Raw genomic sequence first — 18,130 nt, 5'->3', positions numbered from 1 at the left:
CACGCTAGGCGTCCCGGATGAGAACGTTCTTAACGCCCCGCGCCGCCCTGCTCCCCTGCCCCGGCGCAGCCGCCCCGAACCGCTACCGACCGCCGCTCCCGGACCGCTCCGGTCAGCGGACGCGCTGGGTGGCCGGTACCGCCTCGTCGTCCGGGCTCGCGCCCGCCGCCGGGATCCGCGCACGCGGGGACCGGCATTCGGGCGGCTCGATGCTGAGGCGCGGCAGTCTGCGGTCCAGCCAGCCCGGCAGCCACCAGTTCGCCCCGCCCAGCAGATGCATCAGGGCGGGAACCAGCAGCGTGCGCAGCACGAAGGCGTCCAGCGCGACGGCCGAGGCGAGCGCGATCCCGAACATCGCGATGACCCGGTCGCCGCTGAGCACGAAGGCGAGGAAGACCGAGATCATGATCACCGCGGCGGAGTTGATCACCCGGCTGGTCTCCGCGAGGCCGACCCGGACCGCCCGCCGGTTGTCGCCGGTCTCCAGCCACTCCTCGTACATCCGGCCGACCAGGAACACCTGGTAGTCCATGGAGAGGCCGAACAGCACGGACACCATGATGACCGGAAGGAAGGGTTCGATCGGACCGGAGCTGCCGAGCCCCAGCAGCTCGCTCCCCCAGCCCCACTGGAAGATCGCGACGACCACGCCGAACGAGGAGGCGACCGCCGCCACGTTCATCGCCGCCGCCTTCAGCGGGATGCCGACCGACCGGAAGGCCATCAGCAGGAGCAGGCAGCCGAGCCCTATGACGACCCCGATGAACAACGGAAGCTTCCCGATGATGATCTGCGCGAAGTCGTCGTAGCTCGCCGTCACACCGCCCACATGGGTGCGCAGGGAGGTGTTGTCGGCCGCCTTCGGCAGTACGTCGGTACGGAGCCGGTCGACGAGGGCGCTGGTCCGCTGGGACTGCGGCTCCGAGTCCGGTACGACGGTGACGAACGCGGTGTCGCCGCTGGAGTTGTACGTGACCGGGTAGGCCCACGCGACTCCGTCGGTGTTCCGCAGCGTCGCGGGCAGTGCGTCCATCGCCAGCCGGTCGTCCGCGCCGTCCAGCTGCGCGGCGATGGTCAGCGGGCCGTTGACGCCGGGGCCGAATCCGTCGGCCAGCAGGTCGTACGCCTGCCGGGTGGTGGAGGACTTCGCGTTGTTCCCCTGGTCGGAGCTGCCGAGGTGGAGCGAGAAGGTGGGGAGCGCGAGGACCAGCATCACCGCCACCGCGACCCCGCCGAGCAGCTTGGGGTGCCGCTCGACGAAGGCGGACCAGCGTGCGGCGAACCCGGTGGGCAGGTCCGGCTGCGGTCCGTCCTGGGCGAGCCGTCTGCGCTCGCGCCCGCTCAGGGCCCGCATGCCGATGAGGGACAGCAGGGCGGGCAGCAGGGTCACGGCGGCCGCCACGGTCAGTACGACGGTGAGCGAGGCGGCGACGGCGACACCGTTGAGGAAGTTGAGCCGCAGGATCAGCATGCCCAGCAGCGCGATGCAGACGGTGGCACCGGCGAAGACGACGGCGCGCCCGGTCGTGGCGACCGCGTACTGCGCCGCCTCCGGGACGCTCATGCCGCGCCTGAGCCCCCTGCGGTGCCGCGTGACGATGAAGAGGGCGTAGTCGATGCCCACCCCGAGCCCGACGAGCATGCCGAGCATGGGCGCGAAGTCGGCCACCGTCATCAGGTGTCCGAGCAACACGATGCCCGCGTACGCGGTGCCGACGGAGACGAGCGCGGTGGCGATGGGCAGCATGCTGGCGGCGAGCGAGCCGAAGGCGAGGAAGAGCACGACCGCCGCGACGACGACCCCGATGGCCTCGCTGAGATGTACGGCGGGTGCCTCGGTGAGGGCTATGGCCGAGCCGCCCAGTTCGACCTGGAGGTGGGTGCCGGAGGCGGCCCGCGCGGTGTGGACGACCGCCTGGGCCTGCTCCACCGGTACGTCGTCGGCCTGCCGGTCGAAGGTGACCGTGGCGTAGGCCGTGCGCCCGTCCGCGCTGATCTGCCCGGTGCCCGCCTGGGTGTAGGGGCCTTCCACGGCGCCGACGCCGGGCAGTTGTTCGACCGCGTGCAGGGTCCTGGTCATCTTCTGCTCGACGTCGGCCGCCCGCACGGTGGAGTCGTCGGTGTGCCAGACGATGGTGTCGGTGTCCCCGCCGAGATTGGTGAAGCCGCTCTTCAGGAGCGCGGCCGCCTGGCCCGACTCGGTGCCGGGTGCCTCGTAGTCGTTCGTGTAGGAACTCCCCGCGATCGCCGCACCGGCGGCCGTGCCGCCGAGGGCGAGCAGCCAGAGGAGGACGGCGACGAGGCGGTGTGCGATGCACCAGCGTGCGATGGCAGCCAAGGGACGAGCTCCCTGCGGGTTCGTGGTCTCTGCGGCGGCTCGACAGAACCGTCCGCAGGAGAACGCATGACCTTGAGAACCGTCACTCTGACAGCCAACTGTGATCATTTGCCCGATTCGTGGCCTTACTCACAGACGTCGGATCCGCATATGGGCGACATGGCTTCGGCCGTCCGGCGGACCTGCGGCAGGGCCGTCACACCCCGATCACCCGCAGCGCCCCCCAGAGCGCGACCGTCGAGACCGCCAGCGTCGCCGGTACCGTCAGCAGCCCGAGCCTGGTGAAGTGCCCCAGCTCCGGCGCCTCGTCGTGCGTGTGCAGGATGCGGCGCCAGAGCAGGGTGGCGAGTGAGCCGACGTACGTGAGGTTCGGCCCGAGGTTCACCCCGATCAGCGCGGCCAGCAGCGGCCCGGGGCCGGCCGCCGCGACGACCGGGAGCAGGGCGAGGATCGCCGGCAGGTTGTTGATCAGGTTGGCGAGGACCGCCGCGACCGCGGCCACCGCCAGCAGCGCGCCCAGCGAGGAGCCTTCCGGCAGGAGCCGGGCGATGCCGTTTCCGAGGCCGTGGTCGACGACCGCCTTGACGACGACGCCCAGCGCCAGCACGAACAGGCAGAACGGCACGTTGGCGGAGTGCACCAGGCCCTTCGCGGTGGTCTCCCGCCTCAGCAGCGCCCGTACGGCCAGCACCACGGCGCCCGCCAGCGCCGCCCACAGCGGTTCCGCGCCCGCGAACGAGGTCACGGCGAACCCGCACAGGGTCAGCACCAGCACGACCAGGGTGAAGACGGGCACCCCCGGCCGGTCCCCGTCCTCCTCCGGCGGATGCGCGCCCGCCGCCAGATCGGCAGCGAAGAACCGGCGCAGGATCACGTACTCGACGGCGATCGCCGCCAGCCACGGCAGCGTCATCAGGGCGGCGAAACGGGTGAAGGAGAGGCCGCTGGCCGTGAACGCCAGCAGGTTGGTCAGGTTGGAGACGGGGAGCAGGAGCGACGCGGAGTTGGCGAGGTGCGCGCAGGCGTACACGTACGGGCGGGGGCGGGCCCCGACGCGGGCGGCGGTCGCGAGGACGACCGGGGTCAGCAGGACCACGGTGGCGTCCAGGCTGAGCACCGCAGTGATCACGGAGGCGACGACGAAGACGCCCCCGAGCAGCGGTCCGGTCCTCCCTCCGCAGGCACGGGCCACCAGGTCGCCCGCGGCCCTGAAGAGCCCTTCGTCGGCGCAGAGCTGCGCCAGCACCAGGATCGCGGCGAGGAATCCGACGACCGGCAGCAGGTCGCTCACCTGGGACCTGGCCTCGGGCCAGGAGACCGCGCCGAGCGCGATCACGAGGACCGCGGCGGGCACGGCGACAGTCGCCTCCGGCAGTCCCCTGGGGCGTACGACGGCGAACGCCAGCACCCCCAGCAGGAGGGCGACGGAGACGATCTCGGCGGTGACGGTGTTCAGCGGACTCTCTCCGGACCGGTGAAAAGGGGGCGGTGCGCCGGGCAGGATCCGGCGCACCGCCCCCTCTGGACGTACGGGAAGGGCTCAGCCCTCGACGCCGAGCTTCTCCAGGATCAGCTCACGCACCCGGGCCGCGTCCGCCTGACCGCGGGTGGCCTTCATGACGGCGCCGACGAGCGCGCCGGCCGCGGCGACCTTGCCGCCGCGGATCTTGTCCGCGATGGCCGCGTTGCCCGCGATGGCCTCGTCGACCGCCGTGGACAGCGCGCCCTCGTCGGAGACGACCTTCAGGCCGCGCTTCTCGACGACGGTGTCCGGATCGCCCTCGCCCGCGAGGACACCCTCCAGCACCTGGCGGGCCAGCTTGTCGTTGAGGTCACCGGAGGCGACGAGCTCGGCCACCCGGGCGACCTGCGCGGGGGTGACACCCAGCTCGTCGAGGCCCCGGCCGGTCTCGTTGGCGTTACGGGCCAGCTCGCCCATCCACCACTTGCGGGCCTGGTCCGCGGGGGCGCCCGCGTCGATCGTCGCGACGATCAGCTCGACCGCGCCCGCGTTGAGGATGGACTGCATGTCGTGCTCATTGACGCCCCACTCCTCCTTGAGCCGGGCGCGGCGCAGCCGGGGCAGCTCGGGGAGCCCGCCCCGGAGCTCCTCGACCCATTCCCGGGCCGGGGCGACCGGCACCAGGTCGGGCTCGGGGAAGTAGCGGTAGTCCTCGGCGTTGTCCTTGATGCGGCCGGCCGTGGTGGAGCCGTCCTCCTCGTGGAAGTGCCGGGTCTCCTGCACGATCGTGCCGCCGGAGTTCAGCACCGCGGCGTGGCGCTGGATCTCGAAGCGGGCGGCCCGCTCGACGGAACGCAGCGAGTTCACGTTCTTCGTCTCGGAGCGGGTACCGAACGCCTCGCGGCCGTGCGGGCGCAGCGACAGGTTCACGTCGCAGCGCATCTGGCCCATCTCCATCCGGGCCTCCGAGACGCCGAGCGCCTTGATGAGCTCGCGGAGCTCGGCGACGTACGCCTTGGCGACCTCGGGGGCGCGTGCGCCCGCTCCCTCGATCGGCTTGGTGACGATCTCGATGAGCGGGATGCCCGCGCGGTTGTAGTCGAGCAGGGAGTGGGACGCGCCGTGGATACGGCCGGTGGCGCCGCCGACGTGGGTCGACTTGCCGGTGTCCTCCTCCATGTGGGCGCGCTCGATCTGCACCCGGAAGATCTCCCCGTCCTCCAGCTGGACGTCCAGATAGCCGTCGAAGGCGATCGGCTCGTCGTACTGGGAGGTCTGGAAGTTCTTCGGCATGTCCGGATAGAAGTAGTTCTTCCGGGCGAACCGGCACCATTCGGCGATCTCGCAGTTCAGCGCGAGACCGATCTTGATGGCGGACTCGACGCCGATCTCGTTGACGACCGGCAGCGCGCCCGGCAGCCCGAGGCAGACCGGGCAGGTCTGCGAGTTGGCGTCCTGCTTGAGCTCGGTGGAGCAGCCGCAGAACATCTTGGTCTTGGTACCCAGCTCGACATGGACTTCGAGGCCCATGACGGGGTCGTACGTCGCGAGGGCGTCCTCGTACGACTCCAGGTCAATGACAGCAGTCACGGTGAAAACTTTCCCTCTCAGCCCAGCAGGACGTCGTCGTCGCCGAGACGCTTCAGTTCGCGATAGAGGATCGCGAGGCCGGTGACGATGGCGGCGGCGGACACGGTCGCGTCGATGAGGCGCAGCGTGTCGTTGTCGTTCCGCGCGAGCCTGATCTGCTTGGCAACACTGATCGCGCCGAACGCGGTGCTGCCGAGCGAGACGTACAGCCCGGTCTTGGACTTCTTGAAGTTCGTGGCCTTCTTTGCCATGGCACTCACAGCGACGGAGCCTCCTCAAGCAGTGGGTGCCCCCACTTTTCCACGAAGGCGGCCTCGACGGCGGCTCCGACCTTGTACAGCCGGTCGTCCTTCATGGCGGGGGCGATGATCTGCAGCCCGACCGGCAGGCCGTCCTCCGGTGCCAGGCCGCAGGGCAGCGACATGGCGGCGTTGCCGGCCAGGTTGGTCGGAATGGTGCACAGGTCCGCGAGGTACATGGCCATCGGGTCGTCGGCGCGCTCGCCGATCGGGAAGGCGGTGGTGGGCGTCGTCGGGGAGACGATCACATCGACGCCGCCCTCCCCGAAGGCCTTCTCGAAGTCCCGCGTGATCAGGGTGCGGACCTTCTGCGCGGAGCCGTAGTACGCGTCGTAGTAACCGGAGCTGAGCGCGTACGTCCCGAGGATGATGCGGCGCTTGACCTCGTCACCGAAGCCGGCCTCGCGGGTGAGCGCGGTGACGTCCTCCGCGGACCTCGTGCCGTCGTCCCCGACGCGCAGGCCGTAGCGCATGGCGTCGAAGCGGGCGAGGTTCGAGGAGCACTCGGACGGCGCGATCAGGTAGTACGCCGAAAGGGCGAGGTCGAAGGACGGGCAGTCCAGCTCGACGACCGTGGCGCCGAGCGACTTCAGCAGTTCGACCGACTCGTTGAAGCGCTGGACGACACCGGCCTGGTAGCCCTCCCCGGAGAACTGCTTGACGACTCCGACCCGCATGCCCTGTACGGAGCCGTTGCGGGCGGCCTCGACGACCGGCGGGACCGGGGCGTCGATGGAGGTCGAGTCGAGCGGGTCGTGTCCGGCGATGGCCTCGTGCAGCAGCGCCGCGTCCAGGACCGTACGGGCGCAGGGGCCGCCCTGGTCGAGGGAGGAGGAGAAGGCCACCATGCCGTAGCGGGAGACGCCGCCGTAGGTGGGCTTGACGCCGACGGTGCCGGTGACGGCGGCGGGCTGGCGGATGGAGCCGCCGGTGTCCGTGCCGATGGCGAGCGGGGCCTCGAAGGAGGCGAGGGCGGCGGAGGAGCCGCCGCCGGAACCGCCCGGGATGCGGGTGAGGTCCCACGGGTTGCCGGTCGGGCCGTAGGCGCTGTTCTCGGTGGAGGACCCCATGGCGAACTCGTCCATGTTGGTCTTGCCGAGGATGACGACGTCGGCGGCCTTGAGCCGCTTGGTGACGGTCGCGTCGTAGGGCGGGACCCAGCCTTCGAGGATCTTCGAGCCGACGGTGGTCGGCATGTCCTGCGTGGTGAAGATGTCCTTGAGCGCGAGCGGGACGCCGGCCAGCGGGCCGAGCTTCTCGCCCGCTTCCCGCTTCGCGTCGACGGCACGGGCCTGCGCGAGCGCGCCCTCGCGGTCGACGTGCAGGAAGGCGTGGACCTTCTCGTCGACGGCCTCGATCCGGGCCAGGTGGGCCTCGGTGACCTCGACGGCCGTGAGCTCGCCGGAAGCGATCTTCTCGGCGGTCTGCGCGGCGGTGAGCTTGATGATGGTGCTGATGTCCGTCATGGCTTTTTAGTCCTCCCCCAGGATCTGCGGCACCTTGAAACGCTGCTGCTCCTGGGCCGGGGCGCCGGAGAGCGCCTGCGCGGGGGTGAGCGAGGGACGGACCTCGTCCGCCCGCATGACGTTGGTCAGCGGCAGCGGATGGGAGGTCGGCGGTACGTCTTGGTCGGCGACCTCGGAGACGCGGGCGACCGCGCCGATGATGTCGTCGAGCTGACCGGCGAAGTGATCGAGCTCTTCGCCCTTCAGCTCCAGACGCGCCAGCCGGGCGAGGTGGGCGACCTCCTCGCGCGTGATGCCAGGCATGCAGCGATCCTCAGGGGTTGGTATGTGGGTTTGGACCCCCAATCCTATGGGGTCTCCGGGTGAGCGAAATCAAGCCTGTCCGACGCACCGGATCAGTACCGGGCAGCACCGGATCAAGCCCGTCCGGCGATTGAGGACAAAGCGGCCGCCGGGCGCCTCCGGTCGCCCCGCCGCGGCCCCGCACCCCCGCCCTACGTCGTCGCCGGCCGCGAGCCCGCCGTCCGGCCGGACGGCCGCTGCTCCAGCTCGGGCGTCGCGGCGGCGGCCACACTCGCCGCGGCTGCCGCGGCCGCCGCTGCCGCCGCCAGCTCGGCCGGCCGCCGCCACCCGTGCTCGCCCCGCGCCCGCAGCCAGGCGGTCGTCTCCTGCGGCGGCATCGCGGCCGCCACCAGCCAGCCCTGCACCGCGTCGCAGCGCAGGTCCCGCAACCGCTCCCAGGTCTCGTCGTCCTCGACACCCTCCGCGACGACCAGCAGGCCCAGCGAATGCGCCAGGTCGATCGTGCAGCGGACGATCTCCGCGTCCTCGTGGTCGATGGCGAGCCGCGCCACGAAGGAGCGGTCGATCTTGAGCTCGCTGACCGGCAGCCGGCGCAGGTGTACGAGGGAGGAGTACCCGGTGCCGAAGTCGTCCAGGGACATCTTCACGCCGTGCCCGGTCAGCCCGGCGAGCGTGTCCGCGGCCCGCTGCGGGTCCTCCAGCAGCACGTGTTCCGTTATCTCCAGCTGCAGGGCGCCCGCCGGGACGCCGTGCCGGGCCAGCCTGGCCGCGACGCCGCCCGCGAATCCGGGGGTGTGGACGTCGCGCGGGGAGACGTTGACCGCGACCGGGACGAACAGCCCCTGCGCCCGCCACCGGGCGACCTGGGCGAGCGCCGTCTCCAGTACGTACTCGGTGAGGTGCGGCATCAGCCCGGACGATTCCGCGATCGCGATGAACTCGTCCGGAGGGACCCGCCCCCGCTCCGGGTGCACCCAGCGGACCAGGGCTTCGAGGCCGGCCACCTGTCCGTCGAAGCGGACCTTGGGCTGGTAGTGCAGCTCGACCTCGCCGGCGTCCAGCGCGCGCCGCAGGTCGCCGAGGAGCCCGAGCCGGTCCGGGGTGTTGCTGTCGCGCTTCGACTCGTACACCTCGACGCCCGTGCGGTCACGCTTGGCCTGGTACATCGCCACGTCCGCGCGGCGCAGCAGCCCCTCTGCGTCCAGCGCGTGATCGGGGTAGACGGCGACACCGGCGCTGGCCTCCAGCACCAGGGTCAGCCCGTCGAGGTCCAGCGGGGAGGAGAGCGCGGCGACCAGATGACGGGCGACCCGCATGGCGCTGGTGGTGGAGTCGGCGGTGGGCAGCAGGACGGCGAACTCGTCGCCGCCGAGCCTGGCCGCCTCCGCCCCGCGCGGCAGGGCGAGCCGCAGCCGTTCCGCTATCTGCAGCAGCAGCCGGTCCCCGGCCAGATGGCCGAGGGTGTCGTTGACCGCCCGGAAGCGGTCGAGGTCGATCAGGACCAGCCCGGCCCGGGAGCCGACGCTCTCGGCCTCCTCCAGGGCCGTCCAGGTGCGTTCCAGCAGCCACTGGCGGTTCGGCAGGCCGGTCAGCGGGTCCCGCAGCTGCTCCTCCGCCCGCGCTCTGGCGATCCAGAGCGTGGAGTCGAGCGCGATCAGCGGGACCGCGAAGAGCGGCAGCAGGACCGGCATGGCCATGGCGACGACGCAGATCAGCGGTGCGATGCCGAGCAGCGCGACCGCGACGAGGCCCTGGCGCAGCAGCGCGGTGCGGGCCGCGGTCGGCAGTCCGCCGCCCTGGGGTGAGCGGGCGTACCAGAGGAGTACCCGGGTGACGAGCAGATAGGTGGAGGCGGCGAGGAGGACTTCCGGGACGGCGTCGATGCCCCAGTCGAGTGGCTGCCAGGGCGACTCGACGGTCTGCACCTCGCCGAACGCGGCCATGACCAGTGCCGCCGCGCCCACCCCCAGGATGTCCACCGCGCCGTGCAGCAGCCCCTGCCACCAGCGGTGCCTGCGGGCCATCCCGACGAGCACGACCACGACCAGGCTGACCAGTCCGGCGGGCACCCAGCCGTAGAGCAGCAGCACGGCGAGCGTGAGGGCGGCCCCGGAACCGGTGCCGCCCCACCAGCGGTCGCGGCCGAGCGCGACCAGGTGGCCGACGACGATCCCGGTGAGAACGGCGAGCGACCAGCCGGCCTTCCCGTCCGGGAAGATCGCGTGTCCGCCGCTCACGGTCCAGTAGAAGCCGGTCGCGAGCTGGACGGTGGCGAGAGCCACGACGACGATGCCCACCTTGGGCGTGAGTCCGGCGAAACCCTGCAGCCGCGACACCGGTGCGGCGTTCTCGGTCGGTTTCATTCCGTCCCTCTCACAGCCGGCGGTGCCGATGTCACCTGATCGTTCCGTTCCCTGCCACCGCGCTCTTCGCACCCGGTGGCCGGGCTCCGCGGACGCATCCCTCAACAGTAGGCCGCAGAGGGCTTCCAGGGGCAGCGGTCTACATCTCTTGCCCGAATGCGAACCGACCGTCCGTCAGCATCTGCTATGCGCCGACCGGGTGAATCCGGGCGTACGCCCACGACTCCCCCGCACCGCGGCCCGGCGCTACTCCCCGGACCCGGCACCCGCCCCCTCGTCCTCCTCCGTCCCGGCCGGCACCGCCGCCTCGCGCGCCGCGTCCGCTCCGTCCGCGAGCAGTACGGCGAAGCCGTCCTCGTCCAGCACGGGGACCTTCAGCTGCATGGCCTTGTCGTACTTGGAGCCGGGGTTGTCACCGACCACCACGAAGGAGGTCTTCTTCGAGACGGATCCGGTCACCTTCGCCCCGCGGCTCTGGAGGGCTTCTTTCGCGCCATCCCTGGTGTGCGAGGCCAGGGTGCCGGTGACGACGACGGTGAGTCCTTCGAGCGGCCTGGGCCCCTCCTCCTCACCGGCCCCCTCGTCCTCCATCCGGACCCCGGCCTCCCGCCACTTGCGCAGGATCTCCCGGTGCCACTCCTGCGCGAACCACGCCTTGACCGAGGCGGCGATGATCGGTCCGACCCCGTCGGCGTCGGACAGCTCCTGCTCGGTGGCCTCGTCGATCCGGTCGATGGACCGGAACTGACGGGCCAGCTCCTGCGCGGCGACCGGCCCGACGTGGCGGATCGAGAGCCCGGTGAGGATACGGGCCAGCGGGGCTTCCTTCGCCGCCGCGATGGCGTCCAGCATCGCCACCGCGTTCTTCTTCGGCTCGCCCTGCTGGTTGGCGAAGACCAGCGCGGTCTTCTCCTCGCCCGTCTTCGGGTCGCGCTTGGGCAGTCCGCTGTCCATGTCGAGGACGTAGGCGCGGATGGGCAGCAGCTGCTCGACGGTCAGCCCGAAGAGGTCGCCCTCGTCGCGCAGCGGCGGCTCGGCGGGCTCCAGCGGGCGGGTCAGCGCGGCGGCCGCGACATAGCCGAAATGGTCGATGTCCAGGCACTTGCGGCCCGCCAGATAGGCGACGCGCTCGCGCAGCTGGGCCGGGCAGGAGCGGGCGTTCGGGCAGCGGACGTCGATGTCGGCCTCCTTCATGGGCCGCAGCTCCGTGCCGCATTCGGGGCACTCGGTGGGCATGACGAACGCCCGCTCGGTGCCGTCACGGAGGTCGACGACCGGCCCGAGGATCTCGGGGATCACGTCGCCCGCCTTGCGGAGCACCACCGTGTCACCGATCAGGACGCCCTTGCTCCGCACCACGTTCTGATTGTGCAGGGTGGCGAACTCGACCTCGGAGCCCGCCACCTCGACCGGTTCGACCTGCGCGTACGGGGTGACGCGGCCGGTGCGGCCGACGCCGACGCGGATGTTGACCAGCTTGGTGTTGACCTCCTCCGGCGCGTACTTCCAGGCGATCGCCCAGCGCGGGGCGCGTGAGGTGGAGCCGAGCCGGCCCTGGAGCGGGATCTCGTCGAGTTTGACGACGACGCCGTCGATCTCGTGCTCCACCGAGTGCCGGTTCTCACCGAAGTGGGCGATGAACTCGCGTACGCCGTCGAGGGAGTCGACCACCTTGTTGTACTTGGCGGTGGGCAGGCCCCAGCCCTGGAGCAGCTCGTAGGCGTGCGAGAGGCAGTCGATGTCGAAGCCCTCGCGGGCGCCGATGCCGTGGACGACCATGTGGAGCGGGCGGCTCGCGGTGACCTTGGGGTCCTTCTGGCGCAGCGAACCGGCCGCCGCGTTGCGCGGGTTGGCGAAGGGCTTGTCGTCCGCCTCCACCAGCCGGGCGTTCAGCTCCTCGAAGCCCTCCATCGGGAAGAAGACCTCGCCGCGGATCTCGACCAGCGCCGGGACGCGGTCGCCCTTCAGCCGGTGCGGGATCTCCGCGATCGTCCGGACGTTGGGCGTGATGTCCTCGCCGGTGCGGCCGTCGCCCCGGGTCGCGGCCCGGGTCAGCAGGCCGTTCTCGTAGGTGAGGTTGACCGCGAGGCCGTCGATCTTCAGCTCGCACAGGAAGTGGTAGCCGGTGGCGCCGACGTCCCGGGCGACGCGCTCGCCCCAGGTCGCCAGCTCCTCGTCGTCGAAGGCGTTGTCCAGGGACAGCATCCGCTCGCGGTGCTCGACGGAGGTGAACTCCGTACGGTACGGACCCGCGACCTTCTGCGACGGGGAGTCGGGCGTGCGCAGCGGCGGATACGTGTCCTCCAGGGCCTCCAGCTCACGCATCAGCCGGTCGAACTCGGCGTCGCTGACGACCGGCTGGTCGTTCACGTAATAGCGGAAGCGGTGCTCCTCGATCTGTTCGGCGAGGAGCGCGTGCCGCTCGCGCGATTCCGGCGGCACCTCCGTCCCCGCCTCCACCGGCCCTGCCGTCTGCTCTTCGCCGGCCATCGTCCCGTCCTCCCGTTACCCAGTGCCCCGTTACTCAGGGTTGTCCGCAAGCGATTTCGCGGCCCGGACGCAGTGGGCGAGCGCGGCCCGTGCGTACCCGGGTGACGCGCCGGCGAGGCCGCATGACGGGGTGATCGCGACAGACTCGTTCAGAGTCCCCGGATTCAGCCCCAGCCTGCGCCACAACGTCCTGACACCCATGACGCTACCGCCCGGGTCCGACAATCCGTCCGAGGCCGGGTCTGTGCCCGGCACCACCCCGAGGAACAGCTGGGTACCGCCCTCGACGGCTTCTCCGATCGCCTCCTCCTCACGCTCGGTGAGCAGCGAGAAGTCGAACGAGATGCCGTCCGCCCCGGCCCTGCGCAGCAGCGCGAACGGGACATCCGGCGCGCAGGTGTGGACGAGCGTGGCGCCCTCGCCCGCCGCGCCCAGCACCTCGCGCAGGGTGGATTCGACGAGCTGGCGGTCCACCGCACGGTAGGTGCGGTAGCCGCTCGCCGTCCTGACCTGTCCGCGCAGGACGCCGGTCAGGGAGGGTTCGTCGAGCTGGAGGATCAGCCGGGCTCCGGGCATCCGGCGGCGCACCTCCGCGAGGTGGTCGCGCAGTCCCTCGGTCAGCGATCCGGCCAGGTCGCGGCAGGCGCCCGGGTCGCCGAGCACGGCCTCGCCGCCCCGGCGCTCCAGGGCGGCGGCCAGCGTCCAGGGCCCGACGGCCTGGACCTTGAGGGGGCCCTCGTAGCCCTGGGTGAACTCCTCCAGCGCGTCGAGGTCCTCGCCCAGCCAGGAGCGGGCCCGGCGGGTGTCGCGCCCCGGCCGGTCGCTGATCCGCCAGCCGCTGGGCTCGACGTGCCCGTACATCTCGACGAGCAGTCCGATGGTCCGCCCGATCATGTCCGCGCCCGGTCCGCGCGCGGGCAGTTCCGCCAGGTACGGCACGCCCTGGCCGTCCCCGAAGGAGCCGGTGACGGTCTTCGCCGCCTCCCGTGCGTCCCCTCCGGGCATCGAACCGATTCCGGTGGCCCGGCAGTCCCTGAACTCGCTCTTCTCGCTCACGCCGGAAGCCTAGGGCCTTTCGTTTGGGTCAGGTCGGATCAGGGAGCGGGGTCTGGTGCGTGCGGCTGCAAGGCGGAGGAGGGAGACACTGCGGAGCATTGGCGACTGACGACAACGCCGCAGCTGTGCGTGCCGGACCCCGCGAGCCCGGCATGATCCGAACGAAAGGCCCTGAGGCGGCTGCGGGCCCGTGCCGTCAGCGGCCGGGGCGCACCGTGAGGTCGTTGACCTCTGCGTCCCGCGGCAGGTCGATCGCCATCAGGATCGTGGTGGCGATGGACTCGGGGTCGATCCAGCGCTCGGCGTCGTACTCCTTGCCCTCCTGCTGGTGGACCTTGGCCTGCATGGGGCTGGCGGTGCGGCCGGGGTAGACGGTGGTCACCCGGACCCCGTTGCCGTGCTCCTCGTGGCGCAGCGAGTCGGCGAGTGCCTTCAGCCCGTGCTTGCTCGCCGCGTAGGCGCTCCAGCCGGGGCTCGCGGCGAGCCCGGCGCCGGAATTGACGAAGAGGACGTGGCCCTGTGCGACGCGCAGCTGCGGCAGGAAGAGCCGGGTGAGCTCGGCCGGGGCCACCAGGTTGGCGTTGAGCTGGGCGTGCCAGGCCTTGGGCGTGAGCTCCCCGACCTGACCGAGTTCGACAACGCCCGCGATGTGCATCAGGGAGTCGAGCCGCTCCGGTACCGGCTGCTGGGCGAAGGCCCAGGAGAGCCGGTCCGGGTTGGCGAGGTCCCCGACGATCGTGCGGGCGCCGGGGTGCATGGCGGCGAGTTCCCTGGCGCGGCCCGCGTCACGGGCCAGGAGGACGAGGTCGTCGCCGCGCTCGGTGAGACGGCGGGCGACTGCCGCGCCGATGCCGGAACCGGCGCCGGTGATGAGGTGAGTGGACATGCCCCCATCGTCGCACCCGTCGCACCGCCCCCTTCACTCACTGCCGCCGCATCACTGCAGGCCGGACCACTCCTCCAGGTAGGCGAGGGCGCCCACGCCGTCCTCGGCGAAGAACACCAGGTCGGTCAGCGGGAGCGGCAGGAAGCCCTCGTCCTCCATGCGCTGGAACTGCTGGCGCAGTCCGTCGTAGAAGCCCGCCGTGTTGAGCAGCACGACCGGCTTGGTGTGCTTGCCGTGCTTCTTGAGCTCCAGGATCTCGGTCGCCTCGTCGAGGGTGCCGGTGCCGCCCACCATGATCACGACGGCCTCGGACTTCTCCAGGAGGAGCGCCTTGCGCTCCGCGAGGTCACGCGCGATCACCATCTCGTCCGCGTCGGTACGGGCCTTCGCGGCCAGGAAGTCCACCGAGACCCCGACCAGCTTCCCGCCCGCCTCCTGCACCCCGTCGGCCACGACCTTCATCAGCCCGCTCTCCGAACCGCCCCAGACCAGGGTGTGTCCGCCCCGGCCGAGCAGTTCGGCGAATTCGCGGGCGGGCCGGGTGTAGCGCTCGTCGAGGTCGGCGGCGGAGAGAAATACGCAGATGTTCATGGCCTCCACGGTAGAACCCGCCACCGACAGCCGTGCCGCCGGGGAAGAGGGGGAAGAAACGGGCGCGCCCCGCCGCTGAACCACATATGACTGCCACCCGAGGACATCTCATCACCGTGGAGCCCGCCGCCGAGCATGTGCGGGTGATCCACGACGGCGTGACCCTGGCGGAGAGCCGCCGCCCGCTCGTCCTGCGCGAGACCGGCTGTCCGGTGCGCTACTACCTGCCGCCCGAGGACGTCCGCACCGAGTTGCTGACGGCCTCCGACACCCGAACCCACTGCCCGTTCAAGGGGGATGCCTCCTACTGGTCGCTGCCGGACGCGGCGGACCTGGTCTGGGCGTACCCGGAGCCGAAGGAGGAAGTCGCCGCGATCAAGGACCACTTCTGCTTCTACGACACCGAGACGGTCGCCGACTGAAGCCTGACCGGTGGTCAGCACGGGTCAACAATCCCTGTGAGCAGGGACGGAGAGAAAGTCCAGAAGCTTTTCGCTCGGGGCGATGAGTTTTCCGGCACCCCGCAGTCCACCTTCACATGGACAAGACTCTCTCCCGCGACGGCACCCTGATCGCGTACCGGCGCCGTGGTGAAGGACCGCCGGTGATCCTGGTGGGCGGGGCCCTGGCCACGGCCGCGACCGAGGCCCCGCTGGCCCGCCTGCTGGCGCCCCGCTTCCATGTGGTGACCTACGACAGGCGGGGCCGGGGCCAGAGCGGCGACCGCGCGCCGTACGCGGTGGAGCGCGAGATCGAGGACCTGGGCGCGGTCGTCGCGGCGGTCGGCGGCCGCCCCTCGGTGTTCGGCGTCGGAGCCGGTGGCGCGCTGGCCCTGGAGGCGCAGGCCGCCGGGCTCCCGGTCGATCTGCTCGCGGTGTACGAGCCTCCGTACACCCCCGGCCCCGCCGGGCTGCTGTTCAAGGCGGACTGCACGGCCCGGCTGCACCGGCTGCTGTCCGCCGGGGACCGGGACGGGGCGGTGCAGCTGTTCCTGAGCGTGTCGGGCGTCCAGGCCGATGTGATCGCCAGGATGCGGAGTGCGCCGCTGTGGCGCAGCCTGGAATCCGTGGCGCACACCCTGGCGTACGACGACGCGCTGCTCGGTGACGGCGCGGTGCCGGCCGGGCGGTTCGCCTCCGTCACGGCGCGGACCCTGGTGGTCGGCGGCGGTTTCAGCCCGGACACCGCGAGGGCGGCGGGCCAGGAGCTGGCGGACGCCCTCCCCCGGGGCCGCCACCGCACGCTGACGGGCCAGGCCCGGGAGCTGGCACCGCAGGTGGTCGCCCCGGTGCTGGCGGAGTTCTTCGCCCGGCACGCGTACGCGGGCCAGGCGTCCTGAAGGGGGCCTCAAGCACCTCGCGCGGCCACGCCCGTACAGGGGTCGGGCGTATCCGCGCGGGGTACGAACGCCGGGCGGTTCAGCCCGCCGCCGCCGTCTCCCGCCGCACCGTCGTCGCGATCGTGGCGGACCCGACCACGCGGGTGCCGTCGTACAGCACGACCGCCTGGCCCGGGGCCACGCCCCGCACCGGCTCGGTGAACGAGACGTTGAGGGTGCCGTCCACCAGCTCGGCGCTCACCTCGGTCTCGCCGCCGTGGGCGCGCAGCTGGGCGGTGTACGTGCCGGGGCCGGACGGCGGGGTGCCGCACCAGCGGGGCTTGATCGCGGTCAGGGCGGTCACGTCGAGTGCCTCGACGGGGCCGACGGTCACCGTGTTGTTCACCGGGGAGATGTCCAGGACGTAGCGCGGCTTGCCGTCGGGCGCGGGGTGGCCGATGCGCAGGCCCTTGCGCTGGCCGATGGTGAAGCCGAAGGCGCCCTCGTGGGTGCCGAGCTTCGTGCCGGACTCGTCGAGGATGTCGCCCTCCGCCGTGCCGCCGAGGCGGTCGGCCAGGAAGCCCTGGGTGTCGCCGTCGGCGATGAAGCAGATGTCGTGGCTGTCGGGCTTCTTGGCGACGGCGAGGCCCCGGCGCTCGGCCTCCGCGCGGATCTCGTCCTTGGTGGTGAGGGTGTCACCGAGCGGGAACATGGCGTGGGCGAGCTGGCGCTCGTCCAGGACGCCCAGCACATAGCTCTGGTCCTTGGCCATGTCGGAGGCGCGGTGCAGCTCCCGGCTGCCGTCGGCGGCGAGCACGACGGTGGCGTAGTGGCCGGTGCAGACGGCGTCGAAGCCCAGGGCGAGGGCCTTGTCGAGCAGCGCGGCGAACTTGATCTTCTCGTTGCAGCGCAGGCACGGGTTGGGGGTGCGGCCTGCCTCGTACTCCGCGACGAAGTCCTCCACGACGTCCTCGCGGAAGCGTTCCGCCAGGTCCCAGACGTAGAAGGGGATGCCGATGACGTCCGCGGCGCGGCGGGCGTCGCGGGAGTCCTCGATGGTGCAACAGCCTCGCGCCCCGGTCCGGAAGGACTGCGGGTTCGCGGAGAGGGCGAGGTGCACACCGGTCACGTCGTGGCCCGCCTCCGCGGCGCGGGCCGCGGCGACGGCGGAGTCGACCCCGCCCGACATGGCGGCGAGGACACGGAGGGGGCGCTGGGAAGTCTGAGTCATAGCTCCACCAGGGTACGGGGCGGCGGGAACCGAACGCTCATGGATATGCGTTGTCGACCACATGGGGACCAAGGGCACGACAGGCGCCGAAGGCTCGGGCACCGGCATCAGCCGGCGTTCGGTGCTGATCGGTGGCGCCGTCACGGCGGCCGGCACCGCGGTGCTCGCCCGTGACCAGCTGATACGTGCCTGGTGGCGGCTGCCGGGCGTGGAGAAGCCCCGGAAACCCGGCGAGGTGGACTACGCGCGGGCCCGGTGGACGCCGGCCTCCCCGTCGAACTGGCGGCGGGCGGACCGCCCCGACGACTACGACATCGACCGGGTCGTCATCCATGTCACGCAGGGCAGCTTCCAGAGCGCCGTCAGGGTCTTCCAGGACCCCCGGCACGGGGCGGCGGCGCACTACGTGGTGCGCAAGGACGGCCATGTGGAGCAGATGATCCGCGAGCTGGACGTGGCGTTCCACGCGGGCAACCGCTCGTACAACGAACGCAGCGTCGGCATCGAGCACGAGGGCTTCGTGGACCGCCCGCAGGACTTCACGGCGGCGATGTACGCGGCGTCCGCCCGGCTGACCGCGTCGATATGCGGGCGGTACGGGATACCGGTGGACCGGAAGCACATCATCGGGCACGTGGAGGTGCCGGGCGCCGATCACACGGACCCGGGCAAGGGCTGGGACTGGGACCGCTACATGGCGCTGGTGCGGGCGGCGCGGCGCTGAGGGCCGGGCCGCC

15 protein-coding genes are annotated in these 18,130 nt (G+C 71.7%); 3 read left to right on the top strand and 12 right to left on the bottom strand.

Features of this window, described 5'->3' with window-relative positions; translation table 11 throughout:
- Positions 1-112 precede the first annotated feature (112 nt).
- The 11 genes from ACFVQ0_RS14035 to ACFVQ0_RS13985 form a co-directional block, all read right to left on the bottom strand.
- The gene (locus tag ACFVQ0_RS14035; protein ID WP_390087599.1) at positions 113-2,338 is read right to left on the bottom strand and encodes an MMPL family transporter; all 2,226 of its coding nucleotides are present in this window, start codon (positions 2,336-2,338) and stop codon (positions 113-115) included.
- A gap of 196 nt (positions 2,339-2,534) precedes the next feature.
- On the bottom strand, positions 2,535-3,794 hold the full coding sequence (locus tag ACFVQ0_RS14030) for an SLC13 family permease (protein ID WP_390087826.1): 1,260 nt from the start codon (positions 3,792-3,794) through the stop codon (positions 2,535-2,537).
- Positions 3,795-3,878: 84 nt separating this feature from the next.
- On the bottom strand, positions 3,879-5,390 hold the full coding sequence (gene gatB, locus ACFVQ0_RS14025; protein ID WP_390087598.1) for an Asp-tRNA(Asn)/Glu-tRNA(Gln) amidotransferase subunit GatB: 1,512 nt from the start codon (positions 5,388-5,390) through the stop codon (positions 3,879-3,881).
- 17 nt (positions 5,391-5,407) lie between these two features.
- On the bottom strand, positions 5,408-5,641 hold the full coding sequence (locus ACFVQ0_RS14020; protein ID WP_073738655.1) for a hypothetical protein: 234 nt from the start codon (positions 5,639-5,641) through the stop codon (positions 5,408-5,410).
- Positions 5,642-5,646: 5 nt separating this feature from the next.
- Positions 5,647-7,155 carry an Asp-tRNA(Asn)/Glu-tRNA(Gln) amidotransferase subunit GatA gene (gatA, locus tag ACFVQ0_RS14015; RefSeq protein ID WP_390087596.1) on the bottom strand — a complete coding sequence of 503 codons (1,509 nt, stop codon included), beginning with the start codon at positions 7,153-7,155 and terminating at the stop codon, positions 5,647-5,649.
- Between the two features lie 6 nt (positions 7,156-7,161).
- The gene (gene gatC, locus ACFVQ0_RS14010; RefSeq protein WP_003966094.1) at positions 7,162-7,458 is read right to left on the bottom strand and encodes an Asp-tRNA(Asn)/Glu-tRNA(Gln) amidotransferase subunit GatC; all 297 of its coding nucleotides are present in this window, start codon (positions 7,456-7,458) and stop codon (positions 7,162-7,164) included.
- Positions 7,459-7,649: 191 nt separating this feature from the next.
- Positions 7,650-9,821 (bottom strand): putative bifunctional diguanylate cyclase/phosphodiesterase, encoded by a 2,172-nt coding sequence (locus ACFVQ0_RS14005; protein WP_390087594.1) that lies wholly within the window; start codon positions 9,819-9,821, stop codon positions 7,650-7,652.
- Between the two features lie 246 nt (positions 9,822-10,067).
- Entirely contained in the window at positions 10,068-12,311 is a 2,244-nt protein-coding gene (gene ligA / locus ACFVQ0_RS14000) for an NAD-dependent DNA ligase LigA (protein ID WP_390087592.1), read from the bottom strand.
- Between the two features lie 30 nt (positions 12,312-12,341).
- Complete coding sequence (locus tag ACFVQ0_RS13995) at positions 12,342-13,367, bottom strand: methionine synthase (protein ID WP_390087590.1); 1,026 nt, start codon at positions 13,365-13,367, stop codon at positions 12,342-12,344.
- A gap of 196 nt (positions 13,368-13,563) precedes the next feature.
- A complete protein-coding gene (locus tag ACFVQ0_RS13990; RefSeq protein WP_390087588.1) occupies positions 13,564-14,253 on the bottom strand; it encodes an SDR family oxidoreductase in 690 nt (229 codons plus the stop codon).
- A 51-nt stretch (positions 14,254-14,304) separates the two neighbouring features.
- Positions 14,305-14,844, bottom strand: coding sequence for a TIGR00730 family Rossman fold protein (locus tag ACFVQ0_RS13985; RefSeq protein ID WP_390087586.1), 540 nt, complete (start codon positions 14,842-14,844; stop codon positions 14,305-14,307).
- Between the two features lie 86 nt (positions 14,845-14,930).
- Between ACFVQ0_RS13985 and ACFVQ0_RS13980 the strand changes: the two genes are divergently transcribed.
- Together ACFVQ0_RS13980 and ACFVQ0_RS13975 are read left to right on the top strand one after the other, a co-directional pair.
- Entirely contained in the window at positions 14,931-15,266 is a 336-nt protein-coding gene (locus tag ACFVQ0_RS13980) for a DUF427 domain-containing protein (protein ID WP_390087584.1), read from the top strand.
- A 116-nt stretch (positions 15,267-15,382) separates the two neighbouring features.
- Positions 15,383-16,183: an alpha/beta fold hydrolase gene (locus ACFVQ0_RS13975; RefSeq protein WP_390087582.1), complete on the top strand. Its 801-nt coding sequence runs from the start codon at positions 15,383-15,385 to the stop codon at positions 16,181-16,183.
- A gap of 79 nt (positions 16,184-16,262) precedes the next feature.
- On the opposite strand, the gene mnmA is transcribed toward ACFVQ0_RS13975, so the two are convergent.
- Entirely contained in the window at positions 16,263-17,393 is a 1,131-nt protein-coding gene (mnmA, locus tag ACFVQ0_RS13970) for a tRNA 2-thiouridine(34) synthase MnmA (RefSeq protein WP_390087580.1), read from the bottom strand.
- A 61-nt stretch (positions 17,394-17,454) separates the two neighbouring features.
- Here mnmA and ACFVQ0_RS13965 point away from each other — a divergent pair, with 61 nt between their 5' ends.
- Positions 17,455-18,117, top strand: a complete 663-nt coding sequence (locus ACFVQ0_RS13965; protein ID WP_390087578.1) for an N-acetylmuramoyl-L-alanine amidase — start codon at positions 17,455-17,457, stop codon at positions 18,115-18,117.
- Positions 18,118-18,130 lie beyond the last annotated feature (13 nt).

It is taken from the genome of Streptomyces sp. NPDC057900 (assembly GCF_042887885.1).
In the GTDB taxonomy this organism is placed as follows: domain Bacteria; phylum Actinomycetota; class Actinomycetes; order Streptomycetales; family Streptomycetaceae; genus Streptomyces.
This window is presented reverse-complemented; position numbering and strand designations above follow the sequence as displayed.

What these genes read in the sequence shown, in the direction of transcription:
- ACFVQ0_RS14020 (WP_073738655.1), bottom strand. Translation starts at nt 5,641, where the DNA reads ATGGCAAAGAAGGCCACGAACTTCAAGAAGTCCAAGACCGGGCTGTAC.
- gatA (WP_390087596.1), bottom strand. Translation starts at nt 7,155, where the DNA reads ATGACGGACATCAGCACCATCATCAAGCTCACCGCCGCGCAGACCGCC.
- gatC (WP_003966094.1), bottom strand. Translation starts at nt 7,458, where the DNA reads ATGCCTGGCATCACGCGCGAGGAGGTCGCCCACCTCGCCCGGCTGGCG.
- ACFVQ0_RS14005 (WP_390087594.1), bottom strand. Translation starts at nt 9,821, where the DNA reads ATGAAACCGACCGAGAACGCCGCACCGGTGTCGCGGCTGCAGGGTTTC.
- ligA (WP_390087592.1), bottom strand. Translation starts at nt 12,311, where the DNA reads ATGGCCGGCGAAGAGCAGACGGCAGGGCCGGTGGAGGCGGGGACGGAG.
- ACFVQ0_RS13990 (WP_390087588.1), bottom strand. Translation starts at nt 14,253, where the DNA reads ATGTCCACTCACCTCATCACCGGCGCCGGTTCCGGCATCGGCGCGGCA.
- ACFVQ0_RS13985 (WP_390087586.1), bottom strand. Translation starts at nt 14,844, where the DNA reads ATGAACATCTGCGTATTTCTCTCCGCCGCCGACCTCGACGAGCGCTAC.
- ACFVQ0_RS13980 (WP_390087584.1), top strand. Translation starts at nt 14,931, where the DNA reads ATGACTGCCACCCGAGGACATCTCATCACCGTGGAGCCCGCCGCCGAG.
- ACFVQ0_RS13975 (WP_390087582.1), top strand. Translation starts at nt 15,383, where the DNA reads ATGGACAAGACTCTCTCCCGCGACGGCACCCTGATCGCGTACCGGCGC.
- mnmA (WP_390087580.1), bottom strand. Translation starts at nt 17,393, where the DNA reads ATGACTCAGACTTCCCAGCGCCCCCTCCGTGTCCTCGCCGCCATGTCG.
- ACFVQ0_RS13965 (WP_390087578.1), top strand. Translation starts at nt 17,455, where the DNA reads ATGGGGACCAAGGGCACGACAGGCGCCGAAGGCTCGGGCACCGGCATC.